This window comes from Methylobacterium sp. J-043, from assembly GCF_022829505.1.
Taxonomy (GTDB): domain Bacteria; phylum Pseudomonadota; class Alphaproteobacteria; order Rhizobiales; family Beijerinckiaceae; genus Methylobacterium; species Methylobacterium extorquens_A.
Genome location: NZ_JAKSYB010000026.1, coordinates 36,841 through 57,870, shown reverse-complemented (window position 1 = coordinate 57,870; position 21,030 = coordinate 36,841). Strand labels below are relative to the sequence as shown.

Genomic DNA, 21,030 nt, shown 5'->3' with positions numbered 1-21,030 from the left:
ACATGAAACGAATTCGCAAGGCCGTCCTTCCCGTCGCGGGCCTCGGCACGCGCTTCCTGCCGGCCACCAAGGCCGTGCCGAAGGAGATGCTCACCGTCGTCGACCGCCCGGTCGTCCAGCACGTCGTCGACGAGGCGCGCGAGGCCGGCATCGAGCACTTCATCTTCGTCACCGGCCGCGGCAAGGCGGTGATCGAAGACCATTTCGACATCGCGTTCGAATTGGACCACACACTGCAGGAGCGCGGCAAGGAGGCGGCCTACGAAGAGTTGAAGAAGGACCTGCCCAAGGCCGGCCAGACCAGCTTCACCCGGCAACAGGCGCCGCTGGGCCTCGGCCATGCCGTGTGGTGCGCTCGCGAGATCGTCGGCGACGAGCCCTTCGCCGTGCTGCTGCCCGACATGCTGAGCCGCGGCTGCATGGGCCAGATGCTCAAGGCCTACGAGCAGCATGGCGGCAACGTCATCGCCGTGGAGGAGGTGAAGCCCGAGGAGACGCATCAGTACGGCATCGTCGCCGTCGGCGAGACCTTCGGCCAGACCTTCGAGATCACCGGCATGGTCGAGAAGCCCAAGCCCGGCACCGCGCCTTCGAACTACATCATCTCCGGCCGCTACATCCTCCAGCCCGAGATCTTCTCGATCCTGGAGCGGGGCGAGACCGGTGCCGGCGGCGAGATTCAGCTCACCGACGCGATGATCCGGCTGGCCGAGCAGCAGAGGTTCTACGGGATGCGCTACGACGGGCGCACCTACGACACCGGGTCCAAGATTGGCTTCCTCACCGCCAACCTCGCCTACGGCCTGGAGCGGCCGGAACTGGCCGATGCGCTGAAAGCGGAAATTCGCACGTTGCTCGGCGAGGCCTGATCCGGTTCCATACGCACGCGTCGGGCAGATATGCGCGGAGCACATGTGAAAACGTTATCGTCGCTCTTGCGATTTGTGCAGCGCGATGCGATTTGTGCATTGCGAGATCGCGATGGCGTCGCGGTCCCGCAGCCCTTCTTGGGCGTTTCCTCCCTAGACTTCGGGCCGTCCTTCGGGGCGGCCTTTTTTTGTCTGAAGCGTGCAGCCGGAAGGACCGGATGCAGCAACCCGGCCCGGGGCTTACTCGGCCGCGATGCGGTGGGACGGCAGCTCGACCGTCTCGAGGGCGACCCCGGCAATGACCTCGGCGAGATGGTCCGCCAGTGTCGCGAAGCCGGCCGTCAGCGCCAGCGACTGCTCATTCATATAGAGCGCCCGGTTGATCTCGATCTGGAGCGCGTGCCGCCCGAGACCGGGCTCGCCGTAATGCTCGGTGATGAAGCCGCCGGCATAGGGCTTGTTGCGCACCACCTTGTAGCCCAGAGCCCGCAGCCGGCTCTCGAACCCATCGACCAGCGAGGGCTGGCAGGCCGTGCCGAAGCGGTCGCCGAGCACGAAGTCGGCCTGGGCGCTCTCGTCGCGCCCGAGGCTCGAGGACGGCATCGAGTGGCAATCGATCAGGAACGATCGGCCGAAGGTCCGCGCCGTGCGGTGGATCAGGCCGCGCAGGGTCCGGTGATACGGCTTGTAGAGCGACTCGATGCGCCGCACCGCCTCCTCCACCGGCAGCCGCTCCCGGTAGATCTCCTGCCCGTCGGCGACGATGCGCGGCACCGTGCCCAGGCCTCCGGCCACCCGCATCGAGCGGGTGTTGGCGAAAGAGGGCAGGCGGCCGGCGAACATCCGGGGGTCGAGTTCGTAGGGCTCGCGGTTCACGTCGAGATAAGCGCGGGGGAAGTTCGCCCGCATCAGGGGCGCGCCGAGGCCGACGACCGCGGCGAACAGCCGGTCGACGTGGGCATCCTCCGAACGGCGCAGGGCCAGCGCGTCGAGCCGGGAGGAGGCAAGGAAGGAGGCGGGGTAATGCGCGCCGGAATGGGGCGTGTTGAACACGAACGGAATCGCGTGCTGCGCCGGCTCGTCCACGGCGAAGGGTGGATCGAACGCCTCGGGGCCGTTTGGCTGTGATGGGCTCATCGAGACGCGGGGGCCTGAGCGTGGCACGGAAGGGACATCACGCCACTTTGCGGCGACGCGCCGGCCCTGTCCACCATGCGCCGCACAGAGCGGGGAGGGGAGCGGAACAGCGTCCTGCGATTGTCGGGTGCGTCGCGACACCGGTCGCGTTTAACGCTCTGTTTACCAAGCCGACGCTTTATGAAATGAACACCCACCGAGCATCTCTCGCAAAGCGCCGGCCGCGCTGTCATGCCCACAAGCGGCATGGTAGCGACCGGGCGTTATCCTGAGACACTCCAAGGCGCATGGGCACCGGGACGCCGTTCGATGAAGATCCTGCTCGCGGAAGACGACAACGACATGCGCCGGTTTCTGGCCAAGGCGCTCCAGAACGCCGGCTATGACGTGCTGTCCTTCGATAACGGCCTGTCCGCCTACAATCGCCTGCGCGAGGAGCCGTTCGAGCTTCTCCTGACCGACATCGTCATGCCGGAGATGGACGGCATCGAGCTGGCGCGCCGCGCCACCGAACTCGATCCCGACATCAAGGTGATGTTCATCACGGGTTTCGCCGCCGTGGCGCTGAACCCGGATTCCAAAGCGCCGAAGGATGCGAAGGTGCTCTCGAAGCCCTTCCACCTGCGCGACCTCGTCAACGAGGTCGAGAAGCTGCTGGCCGCCTGAGCGGAGAGCCGGCGCGGCGATCGTCCGACGCTGTGTCCCTTCCGCAGTAGGAAGATCCTCGCGGCTCGCCTATATCCGTCGCCTCTCCCCACTCGGGCACGCGACGGACCCATGCAGCCGGTCACGATCTACACTACGGCCTGGTGCCCCTATTGCTCGGCGGCCAAGAGCCTGCTGCGCGAAAAGGGCGTGTCCTTCAGCGAGATCGACGTCGAAAAGACGGCGGGCGCTCGCGCGACCATGGTCCAGCGGGCCGGCGGACGTACCTCGGTGCCGCAGATCTTTGTCGGCGACCGGCATGTCGGCGGCTGCGACGACCTCTACGCCTTGGAGCGGGCGGGCGATCTCGATCCGCTGCTCGCGGCATGACGGATCTGTCCGACAGCAAGCCCTTCATCGCCGCCTGCGTGCAGATGCGCGGCGGGCGCGATCCGGCCGTCAACCGCGAGGCCGCCGTGCAGGCGGTGCGCGAGGCGGCCCGCCGGGGTGCGGCCTATGTGCAGACGCCGGAGACGACCTCGCTGATCGAGCGCGACCGCGCCGCCCTTTTCGAGAAGGTCGGGCCGCAGGAGAGCGACGCCACGCTCGCCGCCCTCCGCGAGGTCGCGCGGGCGGAAAAGATCGTCCTGCAGATCGGTTCGCTGGCGATCCGCGAGGGCGAGAAGATCGCCAACCGCGCTTTCCTGATCGACGCCGCGGGCGAGATCCAGGCTGCTTACGACAAGCTCCACCTCTACGACGTCGATCTGCCCAACGGCGAGAGCTGGCGCGAATCGGCGACCTATTCCGGCGGTGATTGCGCCGTGGTCGCGCAGACGCCGCTCGCCAGCCTCGGGCTGACCATCTGCTACGACATCCGCTTTCCCACCCTCTACCGGGCGCTGGCCGAGGCCGGCGCCACGGTGATGACGGCACCGGCCTGCTTCACACGCCAGACCGGCGAAGCGCACTGGCACATCCTGCAGCGGGCACGCGCCATCGAGACCGGCTCGTTCATGATCTCGGCGGCGCAGGGCGGGCGGCACGAGGACGGACGCGAGACCTTCGGCCACTCGCTCATCATCGATCCCTGGGGCCGCATCCTCGCCGAGGCCGAGGGCGACGCGCCGGGCATCATCCTCGCCGAGATCGACCTCGCGCGGGTCGCGGATGCGCGCGCCCGCATTCCCACCCTGTCCCATGCGCGCCGCTTCAGCGTGCGCCGCGCCTGAACCCTCCCCATCTCTCCATCATGATCCGCTTCACACTCGCCTGCGATTCGGGCCACCGGTTCGAGAGCTGGTTTCCCTCCAACGCGGCCTACGACGAGCAGTCGGCCCGCGGCCTCGTCACCTGCCCGATCTGCGACTCGGCCAGAGTCGCCAAGGCGCCGATGGCCCCGGCGGTGGCGAGGAGCGACCGGGGCCGGGCCGAGGCGCCCGCACCGCAGCCTCCGGTTCCGGCGGCGCCGCCGGAGGTACCGATGCCGATGCTCGCCGCCGAGCCGGAGCGCCAGTTGCGCGCCCTGCTGCGGGCCGTGCGCGAGCACGTCGTCTCGACCGCCGAGCATGTCGGCGACCGCTTCGCCGACGAGGCGCGGGCGATCCATTACGGTGATGCGGAAGGGCGCCCGATCTACGGCCAGGCAAGCCCGAAAGAGGCCGCGGCGCTGGTCGAGGAAGGCATTGAGGTCATGCCCCTGCCGCCCCCCGACGACCGGCACTAAGGTCCGGGCCTCAGGCCCCGATCCGCTCTGCCGGGAAGCGGAGTTCGACGGCGGTGCCCGCCGGATCGCGCGGCCGGACGCGGATCGAACCGCCGATCTGCCGGCTCAGAACATCGATCAGCGTCGCCTCGAAGCTGCCGTCGCCCACCGCGCTCAGACCGATCCCGTCATCCTCCACGGTCACCGTGACATCCGTCCCATCGCGGGTGATGCGGACGGTGAGCCGTCCGGCCCGGGCCGGGAACGCGTGACGGACGGCGTTGGAGACAACCTCGTTGACGATGAGCGCGAGCGGTCCCGCCACCTCGGGCCGGACGCGAAGCGGTGCGAGATCGAGCGCAAGCGCGATGTCGCGTCGGCCCGAGGCCTCTACCACGATCTCGGCGATCTCGCGGACAAGATCGGAAAGATCGTGGCCCGCGCTCTCCTCCGCCGGGGCGGATTGGCGATAGAGCGTGGCCAGGGCATCGATGCGCCCGATCGCCTCGCCGAGCGCCGCGCGAACCGCCGGCTCGGCGCTGTTGCTGCTCTGAAGCGTCAGCATGGCCGAGATCATCTGGAGATCGTTGCGGGCGCGATGTCCGATCTCGCGCAGCAGCAGGGCGTTCGCGTCGCGGGCGGTCCGCGTCCGGTCGCGCTCGGCGGCGAGCGCGTGGCGCTCGCTCACGTCGAACTGCGAGGCGAAGTAGAACAGCAGGGTGCCGTCCTCGTCGTGGACGGGGCTGATGTACAGCGCGTTGTGAAAGGTCGAACCGTCCTTGCGATAGTTCAGGAGTTCTTCGTTCACGTCCTGCTCGGCATCGACCGCGGCGCGGATCCGCGCCACCGCGTCGAGATCGGTGCCGGGCCCCTGCAGGAAGCGGCAGTTGCGGCCTGTCACCTCCAGCCGCGTGTACCCGGTGAGCCGCAGGAACGCGTCGTTGGTGTAGATGATCGGATTGTCGAGCTGGCGCGGATCCGTGATGATCATCGCCATCCGCGTGGCCCGCACGGCCGCCGCGAAGGGATCGCCCTTGCCGGAACGGGCGCTGGCCCGAACGCGCGCCGTCAGTTGCCAGTCGTCGCCGGGCTCCATCTGTTCCCGATCGCTCCTCAGGCGCGAATGGCGCGGCCGGAGCCGCCGAGGGCGCGGCCTCACCTGACCCTGTCGCCAAAGCAGACGGCGATGACCATATCAAGCGAAATCGAGCGAGACGCACACCGGTGCTCCGGCCGTGCGCCACGCTCCGCCATCATCAGAGGACACAGCGATGCTTCTGTTCCGCAAGCGGCCCGAGATGCCGGCCCCGTCCGAAGTGCTTCCCGGCCGGCCTCATCCCCTGCCGACCGCCGAGCGCCATTTTGTCAACGGCCATCCCCTGAAGGGACCGTATCCGGAGGGCGTCGAGACGATCGTGCTCGGGCTCGGCTGCTTCTGGGGCGCCGAGCGCAAGTTCTGGGAACTGCCCCAGGGCATCTATGTCACCGCCGTGGGCTATGCCGGGGGCACCACACCCAACCCGACCTACGAGGAGGTCTGCTCCGGGCTCACGGGACACAACGAGGTCGTCCTGGTCGCCTACGACACCGCCGTGCTGACGCTGGAGGCCGTGCTCAAGACCTTCTTCGAGAGCCACAACCCGACGCAAGGGTACCGCCAGGGCAACGATGTCGGCACCCAGTACCGCTCCGGCATCTACACGGGCAGCGAGGCCCAGGCCGCGACGGCCCGGTCGGTTCGTGACGCCTATGCGCAGGCGCTCGACGCACGGGGCTACGGGCCGATCACGACGGAGATCGTCCCGCTCGAGACCTTCTATTTCGCGGAAGAGTACCACCAGCAATATCTGGCCAAGAATCCCGGCGGCTATTGCGGGCTCGGCGGCACCGGCGTGTCCTGCCCCGTCGGGGTCGGCGTCGCGGCGGAGTAATCTCTGTTGCGACCGGCAAGGCGCTCCAGTCCGGGACCGTTCCTCGACGTGAAGAGCGAGCGCGACCCGACCGGGATGGCGAGCACCCACGAGGTGTTCGTGGCGTCCGGCCTGCCGATGGCGCCGACCGACCGGTTCTCGGCCGGACACCAAGAAAGGGAGAGACAGCTACCGCGCGTGCAGCACCGCCCTGCAAGCGTCGGGCAGGCCGGCGAGCGTCATCGGCGGGCGGGGCTTCGGCGGCGTCTTCGGCTTGGGCGGGTTCAGTACCGCCGCGCTGAACCAGTAATCGAGTTCGGAGCCGCAGCCGTCGCCGGAGGGCGGGGGCGCCTGGTCGTCACAGGCGCCGTCGCCGGCCGGGCAGGCGAGGCGGATATGGTAGTGGTAGTTGTGCCCGTACATCGGGCGCACCTTGGTAAGCCAGCCGCGATCCCCACCCGCCTCGCGGCACAGGGCCTTCTTGATCGCCGCGTTCACGAAGATGCGCGCCACCTCCGGCTGCTTGGCGGTCATGCGGATCAGCCCGGTATGCTGGCGCGTCCAGACGTCGGGGTCGATGTCGAGCCGGTCCGAGCGCACCATGTCGGTGGCCGAGGTCTCCTCGCGCTCGGCCCGGGTCATGCGGTGGTCCGGCATCGGGGTGAGCCAGACGTCCACGTCGAGGCCCAGCTGGTGCGAGGCGTGGCCCGTCAGCATCGGCCCGCCGCGGGGCTGCGACATGTCGCCGACGAGAAGGCCCGGCCATCCGGCCTGCGGCGCGCGGGCGGCCAGCCGCTCGATGAAATCGACGAGATGGGGTGTGCCCCACATCCGGTTGCGGGAGGGCCGCATCACCTGCCAGGTCGCCCCGTCGAGGGGCAGCGCCTCGCCGCCGGAGAAACAACCCTTCGCGTAGGAGCCGAACGGCCGCGCCGGCCCACCGGTCGGGCCCGTCACGCGGCCGAATAGGGCCTTGGCCGGCGTCGAGGGATCGTTCGGGTTGGCCAGCGGCGGCAGCGGCTTCGGGTTGACGCTGCCGCGGTCCTGCGCCGCGGCCGGGCTCAGCAGCGCCGGGAGGGCAAGCGCGAGGGCAGGGAGTGTCAGGCGGGTCAGCGGCATGCGCGGTGGCTCGTCCGGTATGGCGGGGCAGGGTGGGGCAAGAGCGTGGGCGGGGCTGGCCGGAACGTGCCCGGCCGCATGGGCGTTTTTTATGGCAAGCTGTAACAACGTTGCAGGATGATCGCCATGGATCCGGTCCGTTCCGAAGCTGCGGCCAATGCAGCGCTCCCGCCCCGCAGCCTGATCGCCAGCGATCGCGTCATCGGCACCGAAGTGCGCCGGACCGACGGGAGCAAGGTCGGCCGCATCGAGCGACTGATGCTCGACAAGCGCTCCGGCCGCGTCGCCTACGCGGTGATGAGCTTCGGCGGCTTCTTGGGCATGGGCGAAGAGTATTACACGCTGCCCTGGGCGGTGCTGCGCTACGATACCGGACTCGACGCCTACGTCATCGACATCACCGAGGCGCAGTTGCGCGACGCGCCCGCCCGCTCGCCGGAGGGCGGCGACCCGGAGGACGAGCGTGCCTGGGAAGAGCACGTCCACCGCTACTACAACGCGGCGCCGTATTGGGGGATTTGAGGACAGCTAAAGCAAGGCAGCGTTCGGGACGATGCCCTACGGCCGCGTCAAAAACCCGATCGGCTCCCGCGGGGGCTGGCCGAGCCAGACCAGAACCGCCCCGAGGCCGAGCCCGAACAGGGCCGCGGGGACGAGGCCGAGCGGGGTCAGCAGCACCGTATCCGCCCAGGGCGCCGCCTGCCGGATCGCGGTTCCGAGGGCGGTGATCCGCTCCTGCGGCAGGGATTGGATCAGTTCGGCAAGGCTCGTCACGCGCAGGCCGTTATTGGCGATGGAGCGGGCGCCGTCGTAGCAGAGCTGCACGAAGCCCGCCGCCATCACCACGAGCCCGAGCGCCCGGCTGAAGAACGGCAGTCCGAGGAAACGGGAAACGGTTCGCAGCATGTTCGCCCTCGCGCGGGATGGCGGGCCGGAGGACGGACCACCTGCCACCGCGACGCTTCCGGCCTGAGTAGGCCGAGGCCGGAGGTCAAGGCAAGCGGTCGGACCCGGCTCCGAGGTCCCGGCGCGGCTTCGTCTCCCGCGTGCCCGCCCGGGCGAGCACCACGGCACCGAACAGCGCCGAGAGCAGCGAGCCGCCCAGCACGCCGAGCTTGGTCTCGGTCTCGTGCAGGCCATCCGTGAAGGCGAGCGCGCCGATGAACAGGCTCATGGTGAAGCCGATGCCGCACAGAAGCGCGACGCCGTAGACCTGGACCCAGGTCGCCCCCGCCGGGCGGGACACGAGGCCGAGGGCGGCGGCGAGCCGCACGCTCGCGAAGATGCCGACCTGCTTGCCGATGAACAGGCCGAGCGCAACGCCGAGGGTCACGGGCTCGATCAAGGCCCGCGCCGGCAAGCCGAGGAGCGTCACCCCGGCATTGGCGAAGCCGAAAATCGGCACGATCAGGAATGAGACCCAGGGCGTCAGGGCGTGTTCCAGGCGGTGCAGGGGAGAAGTCGTGTCCTCCGGTCGGCCCGGACTCGGGCGGATCGGCACGAACAGGGCGAGCAGCACCCCGGCCACGGTGGCGTGAACGCCGGAGCGCAGGACGAACACCCAGAGGACGAGGCCCGCGAGCGCATAGGGCAGAAGCGCGCGCACACCGAGCCGGTTGAGGGCGAACAGCACGGCCAGCATCACGGCCGAGGCCGCCAGCATCGTTGCGTCGAGCTGCCCCGTGTAGAACAGCGCGATAATGACCACGGCGCCGAGATCGTCGACGATGGCCACCGCCGACAGGAAGATCTTGAGCGAGATGGGCACGCGCGAGCCCAGCAGCGCGAGGACGCCCAGCGCGAAGGCGATGTCGGTGGCGGCGGGGATCGCCCAGCCCCGCGCTGTCGGCTGCCCGGCGTTGAAAGCGAGGTAGACCAGAGCCGGCACGGCCATGCCCGCCGCGGCGGCAAGCCCCGGCAGCACCCGGTCGGGCCAGGTGCGCAGGCGCCCGTCCAGCCCCTCCCGCTTGATCTCGAGACCGACCAGCAGGAAGAACACGACCATCAGGCCGTCGTTGATCCAGTGCATCAGGCTCAAGGGCCCGAGATGGATGTGAAGGAGGTCGTGGTAGGCCTGCGCCAGGGGCGAATTGGCGACCACGAGCGCCGCACCCGCCGCGGCCATGAGCACGAGGCCGCCGGCCGCCTCGTTCGTGAGGAAGCGGCGCGTCGCCGAATACGAGCGTTGCAGACGGCGTGGGAGCGCACGGACGGCGGGAGGCGGCGGCTTCATGCCCTGACCCGTTGCCCGCCCCGGGCCGGCACCGCAATCCGGCTGGCTTGGAAAATCACGGGCCTTGAGAAATCACGCACCTTGGAAAATCAGGAGGATTCCGCCAGCGCCGCCTTGATCAGTTGCCTGCCGTCCTCGCCCGACCATTCGGCCGGCCCCTTCATCACGCCGAGCGTGCAGCCCTTGGCGTCGATCAGCATCGTCGTCGGCAGCCCCGTGGAGCCGACCGCCGACTGGATCACCGGCAGCACCTTGCCCTCGGGGTCGCCGTAATAGGTCAGGTGCGCGATGCCGTTGGCCTTGAACCACGCGGGCGGCTTGTCGAGGTTGCGCGTCTCGACATTGATCGCCACCACTTGAAAGCGGTCGCCGCCGAGCTCCGCCTGGAGGCGGTCGAGGGCCGGCATCTCCGCCTTGCAGGGGGCGCACCACGTCGCCCAGAGGTTCACCAGGAGCCGTTTCCCGCGCAAGGACGCAAGATCGGTCGGCGCGCCGTCCGGGCCCTTGAAGGCCACGGCGGGTGCCGGCTTCGGGGCGGCGGACGCGTCGAAAGCGGCGACGTCGCCGCGGGCCAGCGGCGCGAGCCGGGCCGCCACCGGGGCGGCTTCGGCGCAGGGGCCGGAGGCCGCGAGGTTGCCGAGGTTCGAGCCCGTCCCGTATAGGGCGAGGCCGCCGACGAGGACGGCGGCGAGCGCGCCGCCCGCGGCAAGGCTCACAGTGAGAATTTTCGGGGTCGCCGTCACGGCCGAACCTCGTTTCGCGTGCGGAAGGTGGGATCAGCCATGAGCAACCGGATGTGGGGTGGACGCTTCGCCAGCGGCCCGGCCGAGATCATGGAGGAGATCAACGCCTCCATCGGGTTCGACAAGCGGCTCGCGTCCCAGGACATCCGCGGCTCGCTGGCGCATGTCGCGATGCTGGGCCGTCAAGGCATCCTGCCGGCCGAGGATGTGGCAGCCATCGAAGCCGGGCTCAAGTCCGTCGAGGCGGAGATCGCGCGCGGCGAATTCGTCTTCCGGCGCGAGTTGGAGGACATCCACATGGCGGTGGAGAGCCGCCTGACCGAGATCGTCGGCCCCGCCGCCGGGCGCCTGCACACCGCCCGCTCGCGCAACGATCAGGTCGCCACCGACATGCGGCTGTGGGTGCGCGACACCCTCGACGCCCTCGACGCGCAGGTCGCCGACCTCCAGCGGGCGCTGGCCGAGACGGCGGTGAAGCATGCCGGGACGGTGATGCCGGGCTTCACCCACCTGCAATCGGCCCAGCCCGTCACCTTCGGCCATCACTGCCTCGCCTATGTCGAGATGCTGGCGCGCGACCGCGGCCGGTTCCGCGACGCCCGCGCCCGGCTCAACGAATGCCCGCTCGGCGCCGCGGCACTCGCCGGCACCTCCTTCCCGATCGACCGGCACGCCACGGCGGCGGCGCTGGGCTTCGACCGGCCGACGGCGAACTCGCTCGATTCGGTGGCCGACCGCGACTTCGCGCTGGAATCGCTCTCGGCGGCCTCGATCTGCGCGGTCCACCTCTCGCGCTTCGCCGAGGAACTGGTGGTGTGGACCTCGGCGCAGTTCGGCTTCGTGCGGCTGTCGGACGGCTTCACCACCGGCTCGTCGATCATGCCGCAGAAGCGCAACCCCGACGCCGCCGAACTCGTGCGCGCCAAGGCGGGCCGCATCATCGGCGCGCTCACCGGCCTGCTCATCGTGATGAAGGGCCTGCCGCTCGCCTATTCGAAGGACATGCAGGAGGACAAGGAAGGCACCTTCGACGCCCTACAATCGCTCTCGCTGTGCCTTGCCGCCATGGCCGGCATGGTGCGCGACCTCGAGCCCGTGGCCGAGACGCTCAAGCGCGCGGCCGGCTCGGGCTACGCCACCGCGACCGATCTCGCCGACTGGCTGGTGCGCGAACTGAACATGCCGTTCCGGCAGGCCCACCACGTCACCGGCCGCGTCGTCGCGGCGGCCTCCGAGCGCGGGATCGGGCTGGAAGAGCTCTCCCTCGAGGCCATGCAGGCGATCGAGCCCGGGATCACGGATGCCGTCTTCGCCGTTCTCGGCGTCGAGAACTCGGTGGCGAGCCGCACCAGCTACGGCGGCACCGCGCCGGACAACGTGCGCCGGCAGGCGGAAGGCTGGCTGGAAAAGCTCGGCCCTGTGGAGAAGTAGGGACAACCCCGCGGGAACAGGCACGGAAAATGCGGCGTTCAGGATTCAGCTAACTGAGCTTGGCTATCCGACCGTCGAACCCGCCGACCGTCGAACCCGCGGAGTGCCGTCGATGAACGTTGCGATGAACGTTGAGAGTTGGATCACCGTCGAAGAGACGCCGGCCCTGGCCGCGGAGGCGATGGCGGTCATCGATGCGCGCCTCGCACGGCTCACCGATGCGGAACGGGGCGCCTTCTGGGCCTCGATCCGCAAGGCCTACAACACGCCCTACAACGATCCGGCGAAGCCGGCGCAGCCCAAGCCGGTCGAGCCGGCGCCCGGCGCCCTCCCGTCGGCGGTCGAGATCCGTCTTCCCGCGATCGATTCGTCGATCGACCTGCCCGCGGCGGCCCTGGCCGCTGCGACGCTGGCTGCGGAAATCCGGGCGGCCTGACACCGCGTCCGAGAGCGGCCGGCCGCGCCAGCGGGTGCGGCCCATGGCCGTTTTCGGTTAATCGGAGCGGGCGGGGGTTTCCTGTTCCGCTGCGGCCCGTCATCCTGACGGCGCGTGAAGATGGCCGGCCCGGCCGTCCGTACACCCGAGTCCAGATGCAGCGGCACCGCCTTCCGATCGTTCATCCTGCCCCCCGTACCGGCTGCGCCCTCGCGGCCCTGGTGCTGGCCGCCGCGGCTCTGCCTGGCCCGTCCGGGCGCGCCCTGGCGCAGGAGGGCCTACAGGGTGCGGAAATCATCCTCGCCCGGTCGAGCCGCCGCCAGCCGAAGAGTTCGGCGCTGCCGCCGGGGATGCAGCAGGCGGTGCCGCTGGCGGTGTTCGGCGACTGGAACGTCTTCACCAACGGCGCTCAGGGCCGCGACAAGCTCTGCTACGTCATCGCCCAGCCGACGACCCGCAGCCCCAAGACGCTCGCGCGCGACACCGGCTACCTGTTCGTCACTTTCCCCAAGGGCGGTGCCCAGGGGGAGATCGCGGTGATGCTCGGCTTCAAGCCCAAGCCCGCCGCCGCGCAAGCAAAGCCCGGCGCGGCCGCCACCCCGAGCGACCCCTACCTCACGGTCGGCAGCACCCGCTACGGCCTCGTGGCGAAGGACGAGAACGCCTGGATCCAGAACCAAGCCGACGAGCCGCGCATCGTCACGGAGATGAGCCGGACCCAGACCGCGACGATCCGCACGACCTCCCAGCGCGGCAAGCCGACTCAGGACGAGTATGCGCTCGGCGGCTTCGCCGATGCGCTCAAGCGCGCACGCGAAGAGTGCAAATAGATCAACATATCGGCGGGCCGCATCGCCGGCCTTCCGCGCGGGCGGGCTGATCCGGGATCGTCGCGAACGGACGGGGCGGTCTCGGATCGATGACGCGACTGATACGGTTTCCGCTTGGATCAAGCGGGGACCGTATCAGCAAGCCCGCGCGGCGCTTGAGCGAGGTCCAAATCCGCCTTCCCGAAGGGATCAGCTGGATTTGGTAAGAAACGAACGCCGCAAAAACAAGCCGGCGACCCGAATCGGCGCCGCCGGCTGTCTTGCACACGGATTGTCGCGGAAGGTCACACCACCGCGCGCAGGCGCGGCTGGCGGCCTTTCTCGCGCGCCGCGCGGGCCGCTTGCTCCACGGTGCGGAACAGCGTGCCATCGAGCCCATCGAAGCGGCGCTCGGACGAGAAGAAGCGGACACCGCCGCGCTCGGGCACGGCGATGCCGGCGGTGATGTCGCCGATCTCGATCACGCGGGCGGGGGTCGCGTCCGCGACGGAAAGGTCGAGCGCGTCATCGTCGAGGTAAGCGGTCTGGACACGGGTCATGACGGGGTGAACTCCTGCGGCCTTCGTCGGCCGGTTATCGGCAAGGCGTTCGTGGGCGCTGCTCTAGCCCACGGATGTGACTGTCTGCCGACAACACCCCCACGCCCGGCCGCTCCATCCGCCGGGAAGTCTCGAATTCTTCCAAATAAAGAGGCTATTCAAGGCCAGTCCTCCTCTCTCGCGAGGACCACGGCGCAAATGCGTCGTGATGCATTAGCGTTTGATAACGCGGCGCAAGCTTGCCACTACAAATCACCGCGGCGCGAAGTCGTTCGCACGTCCTAAAGATGAGGTGTCTAACCCCGACCGTCAACGGAATGTTCTTTCGAAGTTCAGCTTGACAGGGAAAGATCGCGCCGCGATTCGAGCGTTCCGCGGCGCGTCTCGCCTGTCGGGCAAGGGCTTAGGCCGAGCCTAGCAAACCCTGGGCCGAAGCCGGCCTCATGCCCCGGCGACGATGCGCCCGAGATCGGCATGCGCCGAGAACACCCCGGCGGCCCCGGCATCGAGGAGATCCCGCCCGGCCCGGTCGTGGCCCCAATGCCCGCCGCCGGTGAAGCCGACGACGCGCATTCCCGCAGCGCGGGCCGCCTGCACACCCGGCACGCTGTCCTCGATCACGAGGCAGTTTTCCGGCGCGATGCCCATCCGCTCCGCCGCGAACAGGAACAGGTCCGGGAACGGTTTTCCGCGCGCCACCTGCGCGGAGGAGAAGACGCGCCCCTCGAACAGCGGCAGCAGGCCGGTGAGCGAGAGCGAGCGGCGCAGCCGCACGGGATCGCTGCTGGAGGCGACGCAGAATGGTAGCCGGAGGCTGCCCACGGCGTCCGCGATGCCGGCCATGGCGGCTAGCTCCGCCTCGAAGGCTGCAAGCGTCTCCGCTTTCACCCGCTCGACGAAGCCGTCCGGGGCCGTGATCCCGTCCTCGCGGGCGACGCGCTCCATGATCGAGGTCATGGACGTGCCGGCAAACCGCTCGCGCACGCTGTCGAGGCCGATGGCGAGCCCGATCCCGTTGAGCCCGCGCGTCAGGGTCGCGAGACTGATCGGCTCGCTGTCGATCAGCACGCCGTCGCAGTCGAAGATCACGAGGGCGAGGGGAGGCGAGGCGGGGAAGGCGTCCGTCATCGGCGGCCCGTCTCGCACGGCAACCAGAGCACCGCAACGCGGCTGGGCCATCGCGCCAAGCGTGATGGCACCGCATGCCGGGCGCGAAGAGCGCCCCGCGGAGCGGGTTCGAGGGACCGGAACGGTCGCTCGAACACGGAGCGCAGCGAAAGCCAAGGCCGCGGAGGCGGCCGCCGGCGTTTGAGGCCGGGCAAAAACCAGGGCAATCGCGGTCGAGCGATTGCCCGGCGCAACGCGGTTGTCGCCTCGCGTGCCGGCGTGTAGCCCGGCAGCATGCGCACCTATCTCGGCCTCGCCACGACCTTCCACGATCCGGCGCTCGCCCTCGTCGGGCCGGACGGGACCGTGCTGTTCGCCGAGGCCGCCGAGCGCTACCTGCAATACAAGCGCGCCCCGAACTGCGAGCCCGATCCCGGCACCCGCATGGCGGGCCTGCTGAAGCGGTACGTGCCCGAGGGGACGGACCTCGTCATCGCCACCTCCTGGGGCGAGCAGTTCTCGGAGTTTCTCAAAGGGCAGGCGGCGTCCGGCGCCTTCGAGCTGCTGGCCCTGGCCGAGCACCCCTCCACCCTCAACCGCTCCTTCGTGCCGGAGCGGGCCGAGCGCGTCTTCATCGCCGATCTCCACGCCATGCAGGCGCGGGCCGGCAACGGCACGGTGCTGGCGCTCGACAACGAAACCCGCGGGCTCAGCGGCAAGCCGCGGGCGACCATCGCCGGGCGGCGGCGCTACGCCCACCATCTGGCGCATGCCGCCTACGCCCTGTGGAGCGGCCCGTTCGAGGAGGCGACCGCGCTTATCGTCGATGGCATGGGCGAGACCGGCGCAGCGGCGATCTACCGCCTGAAGGACGGCCGGATCGAGGAGGTGCGGCGCCAGCGCGGGCGCGGCTCGGTCGGCTTCCTCTACGGGCTCGTCACGGATCTTGCCGGCTTCGACCAGATCAAGGGCGAGGAATGGAAGATCATGGGGCTGGCGCCCTATGGACGGACCGACCCCGACCTGATGGCGCTGCTGCGTCGCCTCTACACGGTCGAGGATGGACGCCTGAAATTCGCCGACGAGGCCACCGTGCAGGCGGTGGCCGCCGAGATCCTGTCGCGGCGCCCGGGGGATGTGGGCGAGCAGGGCTGGGCCGACCTCGCCCGCTGCGGCCAGGACATTTTTTCGGAGCTGATGGACGTTCTGGTGGCCGAGGCTTGGCGGCTGGCGCCATCCGAGAATCTTGTCATCGCCGGGGGCTGCGGGCTCAATTCCTCCTATAACGGGCGCGTGCTCGGGCGCTCGGGCTTCCGGCGTCTGCACGTCCCCTCGGCCCCGGCCGACGACGGCAACGCCATCGGCGCCGCGTGGCTGGCGCTGGCCGAGGACGATCCCGCTTGGAAGGGGCCGAAGCGCGAGACGCGCCCGCTCACGCCCTATCTCGGCTCGACCGTCTCGACCGAGCCGCTGGAGCGCATGGCCGAGTGGGAGCCCCGCGCCCGTCGCCTCGGCCACGAGGGCGTGACGCGGGAGGCGGCGAAGATCCTGGCCGAGGGCGGGCTCGTCGGCTGGGTGCAGGGCCGAGCGGAGTTCGGACCGCGTTCGCTCGGCAACCGCTCGATCCTCGCCGACCCGCGCCCGGCCCATGCCAAGGCATCGCTCAACGCCAAGGTGAAGTACCGCGAGGCGTTCCGCCCGTTCGCGCCCTCGATCCTGGCCGAGGCGGGACCCGATTGGTTCGAGGACTACGCCGACAGCCCCTACATGGAGCGCACGCTGGTGTGGCGCGAGGCGGTGCGGGACCGGGTGCCGGCGGTGGTGCACGCCGACGGCACCGGGCGGCTGCAGAGTGTCACCCGCGAGCGCAACCCGGCCTACGCAGCCTTGATCGAAGCGTTCGCGGATCTGACCGGCGTGCCGATCCTGCTCAACACCAGCTTCAACGTAATGGGCAAGCCGATCCTCCACACGGCGGAGGACGCGATCGTGATGTTCTACACCACCGGGCTCGACGCCATCGTGGTCGAGGATTGGATCCTGACGAAAAAGGCGCCCGCCTGAGGCGGACGCCCTTCATCGTGCTGCGGGGAACGCGAAGACGTTACTCGCAGACCTCGACCCGGCGGTAGGTGAACTCGACCTCGTCGAGCCACACCTTGCGCCGTTCGTAGTGGCAGATCGGGCCACGGCGCGGCGGCGGCGCGACGTAGACCGGTTCCTCCTCGACATAGACCCGCCGCGCGGGCGGCGGGGGCGGGGCTCCATTGTTGAGAAGCGCGCCGACGGCGAGGCCGCCGATGACGCCGGCCGCGGCGCCACCGATCAGGGCTCCGTTGCGGCCGTCGCGAGCGGAAACCGGAGCGGCGGAGAGGACGGCAGCGCCGAGAAGCGCCGCGCAGATGCCCTTGCGGGCGAGAATGGAAAGAGACAGGGCGGGCACGAGAACCGATCCTTCGAGCAACCGGATAAATCAGGCACGTGAGCCCGAATTAATCCGGTCAAGCTTAAGGATTGGCGAACGCCCCGTTGCCGGCGGTTCAGATCAACTCGTCGAGGCTCTTCACGACCGCGCGAGGCGGCTGGTCGGGATACTCGTCGGGCTGCCCCTTCCGGTTCACCCACACCGCATCGAAGCCGAAGGCGGTGGCCCCCGCGATGTCCCAGCGGTTCGAGGAAAAGAAGACCACACGGTTCCGGTCGGTGGCGAGTTGGTCGAGAACCATCTGGTAGGCGGCGGGCGCCGTCTTGAAGGTCCGGATGGGATCGACCGAAAGCACCGCGTCGAGCCGCTCACCCAGGCCGGACGAGGCCACCGCCCGCTCCAGCATCGCGGTGTTGCCGTTGGAGAACAGGGCCGTCTTCGCGCCGTGCTCATGGAAGCGGTCCAGCACGCCGGGCACCTCGTCGTAGGCGTCGAGATCGCGATAGGCGTCGAGGAGTTTTTCGCGGAATGCCGGGTCGATCTCGGGGTGCCGGGCCAGTGCGAAATCGAGGGCGCGCTCGGTCAGGTCCCAGAAGCTAACGTAGCGGCCCATCAGACCGTGCACCCAGGAATATTCGAGCTGCTTGGTTCGCCACAGCTCGGAGAGGTTTTCCGCCTGAGGCCCGAGCGCGCCGGCATGGCGCGCGACCGCCGAGTGCACGTCGAACAGCGTGCCGTAGGCATCGAAGACGGCGTAGCTTTCGCCGGGGCGGAGATCGGGGAGGGCCATACCGGGTGAGATGAGGCGCGGACCCGATCCGGAAAGCCTACCTGCGGCGCAATCGCACGCCGAACGCCCCCATCACCGCAAGCAGGGTGCCGGCATAGGCGAGCGCCCCGGCCAAGCCGAGGAGCGCCAGCACCGCGATCTCGCGCAGATGGGGCAGGACGGGCACGATCCGCTCGGCGAAAGGCAGGCCGTAGACGGCGAGCGCCGCCAGCACCGCGCTCGCTACGACGACCGCGATGACGGTGATGCCGAGGACCCGCCCCGGCGCGGTCCAGCCGCGGCGGAGCGCCAGTCCATAGAGCAGGGCGAGGTTGATCCACTGGGCGATGGCGGTGGCGAGGGCGAGGCCGGCAACGCCGTAGGGACCGGTCAGCACGAGCTTGAGCGCGACGTTCACGGCAATCGCCGTCAATGAGGCGTAGAGCGGCGTCGTCGTGTCCTGCCGGGCGTTGAAGCTCGCCACGGCCGAGCGCACCATCACCACGGCGGGTAGAGCGAGCCCATAGGCCGCGAGCACCGAGGCCGCGCGGGCGGCATCCTCGGCGGTGAAGGCGCCGCGCTGGAACAGCGCCGCCATGATCAGCCCCGGCAGCGTCAGGAAGGCGATGGTGAAGGGGGCCGAGAGCGCCAGCGAGAAGCCGGCGGCCCGGTTCTGCGCCGCGTGCGCCCCGGCCACGTCGCCCGCGGCGATGCGCCGGCTCATCTCGGGCAGGAGCACCGTGCCGGCGGCGATGGCGATGACGCCGAAGGGCAGTTGGTAGAGCCGGTCGGCGTAGTACAGCGCGGAGACCGCACCGGTCGGCAGGAAACTCGCGATGATGGTGTCGGCGAACGTCGCGATCTGGAAGCCGGCCGAGCCGATCACGGCGGGCCCTAGGATCTTGAAGAACCGGATCATGTCGGGATCGCGCAGGGTCGGCTTCGTCAGCCGCGGCGCGTAGGCGCGTCGGCGCGCGTCCCACCAAACCAGTGCGAATTGCAGAACGCCCGAGACCGAGACGCCCCAGGCCGCGGCAGTGGCCGCGTTGGGGAACAGGAAGGCCAGCGCCAGCGCCGCCAGCATCGAGAGGTTGAGCAGCACCGGCGCGCCGGCCGCGGCGGCAAAGCGCCGATGCGCGTTGAGGATGCCGGAGAACAGCGTCACCAGCGTCATGAACAGCAGGTAGGGGAAGGTGATCCGCGTGAGGCTGACCGCCAGCGCGAACCGCTCCCCGTCCGCGGAGAAGCCCGGCGCCAGCGCCCGCACGATCCAGGGCATCGCCGGAAGCGCGAGAGCGAGCAGCGCCACCTGCACGATCAGCATCAGGGTGAAGACGCGGTCGGCGAAGCGGGCGGCGGCATCCTCGGCACCCGCCTGTTCCAGATGGGTGTAGGCCGGCACGAAGGCGGTGTTGAACGCCCCCTCGCCGAAGATCGCGCGAAAGTGGTTCGGCAGGCGGAAGGCGACGACGAAGGCATCCGCCATCGGCCCGGCCCCCATCACGGCGGCGGTGACCACGTCGCGGGCAAAGCCCGTGACCCGCGAGACCAGCGTCCAGCCGCCGACGGAGAGGATCGAGCGGATCATGTTTTTCGCGGTTGACCCCGTGCGGGCGAGGAGGCGAGCGACGCTTGATCTCTATCCCGCCCTGTCTTGGCAGTAAGCCTATGGGGCAAGGCGCGACAATGGCCGTGGAGTCACGGCAACTCTGAAAAGCCACCGGCCGGCAGGCCTACGGCTCCAGGCCGAGCTGCCGCCGGAACTCCTCCAAAGGCAGAGGTAGAGGCGACTTCCGAGGCTCCTCGATCATGCTAGCCGCTGGCGGCTGCCATGGGCCGTTCGCTTCCACGACCCACTGGCCATTGCGCAACATTGCAATCAGGCGTGAACCGCCAGTGCCTTTAAAGACCATGCCCCAGACCGGATGCTCCGAACCCCAGAGCGTCGAGGCGGTGTCAGGCATGTAGAATGTCGGGCCGACGTTGAGCGTCAATTCGGGGACGATCGCACCGTGGGTCACCCGCGCGATCACCGTCATGCAGAGATCATCCCGACAATCGGCCTCGATCCTCAGGATGAGCAACTGGCCTGACTGCCAGGAGCTATCGAGCGCCTTGGTGCCGGCAAGCGCCGCTTCGGCGTCATGAGGCCGCTCCCTCCTGAGCATCGCCGCGACAAGATCTTTCAGGTCATCTGGGACAGGCGAGTTGATGAGAACCGGCCCGGACCTGCTCTGAACCGCGTTCGGTACGCCTAGGCTCAGAAACGTCGCCAGCAAGAGTCCGCAGCGCCAGTTCACCGTGCCTCCGCACCGATCTTGCAACGATCAACAAACGAAATGCTGCATTCCAGAAAACAAAAACCGCCCCGTCGGTAAACGGGGCGGCGGCATCAAACCTCGAAGCGGATCAGGCCTTCGCTTCGCCGTACAGCTTCTCGACGTACTCCCAGTTCACGAGGTTCTCGATGAACGCCTTGAGGTAGTCGGGGCGGCGGTTGCGGTAGTCGATGTAGTAGGAGTGTTCCCACACGTCGACGCCGAGGATCGGGGTCGCGCCGTGGACCAGCGGGTTCTCGCCGTTCGGGGTCTTCAGGATGGCGAGCTTGCCGTCCTTGACCGCGAGCCACGCCCAGCCGGAGCCGAACTGGCCGACGCCGGCCTGGATGAAGTCGGCCTTGAACTTCTCGTAGCCGCCGAGATCCTCGTCGATCTTCTGAGCGAGCGCCGCCGGGGGCTGGCCGCCGCCGTTGGGCTTCATCCAGTTCCAGAAGTGGAGGTGGTTGTAGTGCTGGCCGGCGTTGTTGAAGAGCGCCTGATTGGTGTTGTAGCTCGCCTTGACGATCTCCTCGACGCTCTTGCCGGCGAGGTCGGTGCCTTCGAGCAGCTTGTTGCCGGTATCGACATAGGCCTTGTGGTGCTTGTCGTGGTGGAACTCGAGGGTTTCCTTCGACATGTAGGGCCCCAGCGCGTCGTAGGCGTAGGGCAGCTCGGGCAGGGTGAACGTCATGCGTGTCTCCTGGGTTGTCCGGGTCTCGCGGGGAGCGGAGGCGAAGCGCGCAAGGTCGTTCGAAGCGCGCAGCCGGCGAGGTGACGCGCGGGTAGGTAAGTCGGGGGACCGGGCTCGGCAACG

Annotated in this window: 24 protein-coding genes; 11 read left to right on the top strand and 13 right to left on the bottom strand. The window is 69.2% G+C overall.

What is annotated here, in order from left to right; translation table 11 throughout:
* Positions 1-2: 2 nt before the first annotated feature.
* Positions 3-869: a UTP--glucose-1-phosphate uridylyltransferase GalU gene (galU, locus tag MKK50_RS02705; protein WP_499020238.1), complete on the top strand. Its 867-nt coding sequence runs from the start codon at positions 3-5 to the stop codon at positions 867-869.
* 240 nt (positions 870-1,109) lie between these two features.
* Here the strand turns inward: galU and MKK50_RS02700 are convergent, their stop codons facing one another.
* Positions 1,110-2,006: an N-formylglutamate amidohydrolase gene (locus MKK50_RS02700; RefSeq protein ID WP_499020237.1), complete on the bottom strand. Its 897-nt coding sequence runs from the start codon at positions 2,004-2,006 to the stop codon at positions 1,110-1,112.
* A gap of 309 nt (positions 2,007-2,315) precedes the next feature.
* On the opposite strand from MKK50_RS02700, the gene cpdR reads away from it, so the two are divergent.
* The 4 genes from cpdR to MKK50_RS02680 all read left to right on the top strand — a co-directional run bounded on the left by cpdR (position 2,316) and on the right by MKK50_RS02680 (position 4,377).
* The gene (gene cpdR, locus MKK50_RS02695) at positions 2,316-2,672 is read left to right on the top strand and encodes a cell cycle two-component system response regulator CpdR (RefSeq protein WP_003603128.1); all 357 of its coding nucleotides are present in this window, start codon (positions 2,316-2,318) and stop codon (positions 2,670-2,672) included.
* Between the two features lie 111 nt (positions 2,673-2,783).
* Positions 2,784-3,041: a glutaredoxin 3 gene (grxC, locus tag MKK50_RS02690; RefSeq protein WP_499020235.1), complete on the top strand. Its 258-nt coding sequence runs from the start codon at positions 2,784-2,786 to the stop codon at positions 3,039-3,041.
* Positions 3,038-3,883, top strand: a complete 846-nt coding sequence (locus MKK50_RS02685) for a carbon-nitrogen hydrolase family protein (RefSeq protein ID WP_499020234.1) — start codon at positions 3,038-3,040, stop codon at positions 3,881-3,883. The genes grxC and MKK50_RS02685 overlap by 4 nt, the downstream gene beginning before the upstream one ends.
* Before the next feature lie 20 nt (positions 3,884-3,903).
* On the top strand, positions 3,904-4,377 hold the full coding sequence (locus MKK50_RS02680; protein ID WP_499020232.1) for a DUF1178 family protein: 474 nt from the start codon (positions 3,904-3,906) through the stop codon (positions 4,375-4,377).
* 10 nt (positions 4,378-4,387) lie between these two features.
* Here the strand turns inward: MKK50_RS02680 and MKK50_RS02675 are convergent, their stop codons facing one another.
* Positions 4,388-5,452 (bottom strand): PAS domain-containing protein, encoded by a 1,065-nt coding sequence (locus MKK50_RS02675; RefSeq protein ID WP_499020230.1) that lies wholly within the window; start codon positions 5,450-5,452, stop codon positions 4,388-4,390.
* Between the two features lie 175 nt (positions 5,453-5,627).
* Between MKK50_RS02675 and msrA the strand changes: the two genes are divergently transcribed.
* The gene (gene msrA, locus MKK50_RS02670; protein WP_499020228.1) at positions 5,628-6,287 is read left to right on the top strand and encodes a peptide-methionine (S)-S-oxide reductase MsrA; all 660 of its coding nucleotides are present in this window, start codon (positions 5,628-5,630) and stop codon (positions 6,285-6,287) included.
* A gap of 168 nt (positions 6,288-6,455) precedes the next feature.
* On the opposite strand, the gene mepA is transcribed toward msrA, so the two are convergent.
* Complete coding sequence (gene mepA, locus MKK50_RS02665) at positions 6,456-7,385, bottom strand: penicillin-insensitive murein endopeptidase (protein ID WP_253370893.1); 930 nt, start codon at positions 7,383-7,385, stop codon at positions 6,456-6,458.
* 126 nt (positions 7,386-7,511) lie between these two features.
* Between mepA and MKK50_RS02660 the strand changes: the two genes are divergently transcribed.
* Complete coding sequence (locus MKK50_RS02660) at positions 7,512-7,907, top strand: PRC-barrel domain-containing protein (RefSeq protein WP_499020226.1); 396 nt, start codon at positions 7,512-7,514, stop codon at positions 7,905-7,907.
* Positions 7,908-7,943: 36 nt separating this feature from the next.
* Here the strand turns inward: MKK50_RS02660 and MKK50_RS02655 are convergent, their stop codons facing one another.
* From MKK50_RS02655 to tlpA, 3 genes are all read right to left on the bottom strand, one after another.
* The gene (locus tag MKK50_RS02655) at positions 7,944-8,291 is read right to left on the bottom strand and encodes a hypothetical protein (protein WP_056202906.1); all 348 of its coding nucleotides are present in this window, start codon (positions 8,289-8,291) and stop codon (positions 7,944-7,946) included.
* 85 nt (positions 8,292-8,376) lie between these two features.
* A complete protein-coding gene (nhaA, locus tag MKK50_RS02650) occupies positions 8,377-9,618 on the bottom strand; it encodes a Na+/H+ antiporter NhaA (protein WP_499020225.1) in 1,242 nt (413 codons plus the stop codon).
* An 89-nt stretch (positions 9,619-9,707) separates the two neighbouring features.
* Entirely contained in the window at positions 9,708-10,361 is a 654-nt protein-coding gene (gene tlpA, locus MKK50_RS02645; RefSeq protein ID WP_499020223.1) for a thiol:disulfide interchange protein TlpA, read from the bottom strand.
* Positions 10,362-10,400: 39 nt separating this feature from the next.
* Between tlpA and argH the strand changes: the two genes are divergently transcribed.
* From argH to MKK50_RS02630, 3 genes are all read left to right on the top strand, one after another.
* Positions 10,401-11,792: an argininosuccinate lyase gene (gene argH, locus MKK50_RS02640; RefSeq protein ID WP_499020221.1), complete on the top strand. Its 1,392-nt coding sequence runs from the start codon at positions 10,401-10,403 to the stop codon at positions 11,790-11,792.
* Between the two features lie 124 nt (positions 11,793-11,916).
* A complete protein-coding gene (locus tag MKK50_RS02635; protein WP_499020220.1) occupies positions 11,917-12,228 on the top strand; it encodes a hypothetical protein in 312 nt (103 codons plus the stop codon).
* A 155-nt stretch (positions 12,229-12,383) separates the two neighbouring features.
* A complete protein-coding gene (locus MKK50_RS02630; protein WP_499020218.1) occupies positions 12,384-13,058 on the top strand; it encodes an invasion associated locus B family protein in 675 nt (224 codons plus the stop codon).
* 284 nt (positions 13,059-13,342) lie between these two features.
* Here the strand turns inward: MKK50_RS02630 and MKK50_RS02625 are convergent, their stop codons facing one another.
* A complete protein-coding gene (locus MKK50_RS02625) occupies positions 13,343-13,597 on the bottom strand; it encodes a hypothetical protein (protein WP_253370881.1) in 255 nt (84 codons plus the stop codon).
* 441 nt (positions 13,598-14,038) lie between these two features.
* Positions 14,039-14,725 (bottom strand): HAD family hydrolase, encoded by a 687-nt coding sequence (locus tag MKK50_RS02620; RefSeq protein ID WP_499020216.1) that lies wholly within the window; start codon positions 14,723-14,725, stop codon positions 14,039-14,041.
* Between the two features lie 273 nt (positions 14,726-14,998).
* Here MKK50_RS02620 and MKK50_RS02615 point away from each other — a divergent pair, with 273 nt between their 5' ends.
* Positions 14,999-16,768 (top strand): carbamoyltransferase family protein, encoded by a 1,770-nt coding sequence (locus MKK50_RS02615; protein ID WP_499020213.1) that lies wholly within the window; start codon positions 14,999-15,001, stop codon positions 16,766-16,768.
* A 40-nt stretch (positions 16,769-16,808) separates the two neighbouring features.
* On the opposite strand, the gene MKK50_RS02610 is transcribed toward MKK50_RS02615, so the two are convergent.
* The 5 genes from MKK50_RS02610 to MKK50_RS02590 form a co-directional block, all read right to left on the bottom strand.
* Complete coding sequence (locus MKK50_RS02610) at positions 16,809-17,147, bottom strand: hypothetical protein (protein WP_253370875.1); 339 nt, start codon at positions 17,145-17,147, stop codon at positions 16,809-16,811.
* Between the two features lie 97 nt (positions 17,148-17,244).
* Entirely contained in the window at positions 17,245-17,919 is a 675-nt protein-coding gene (locus MKK50_RS02605; RefSeq protein WP_499020212.1) for a haloacid dehalogenase type II, read from the bottom strand.
* Between the two features lie 37 nt (positions 17,920-17,956).
* Positions 17,957-19,486, bottom strand: coding sequence for a murein biosynthesis integral membrane protein MurJ (gene murJ, locus MKK50_RS02600; protein WP_499020210.1), 1,530 nt, complete (start codon positions 19,484-19,486; stop codon positions 17,957-17,959).
* A gap of 145 nt (positions 19,487-19,631) precedes the next feature.
* Entirely contained in the window at positions 19,632-20,198 is a 567-nt protein-coding gene (locus MKK50_RS02595) for a hypothetical protein (protein WP_499020208.1), read from the bottom strand.
* Positions 20,199-20,307: 109 nt separating this feature from the next.
* A complete protein-coding gene (locus MKK50_RS02590) occupies positions 20,308-20,907 on the bottom strand; it encodes a superoxide dismutase (protein ID WP_015823480.1) in 600 nt (199 codons plus the stop codon).
* Positions 20,908-21,030 lie beyond the last annotated feature (123 nt).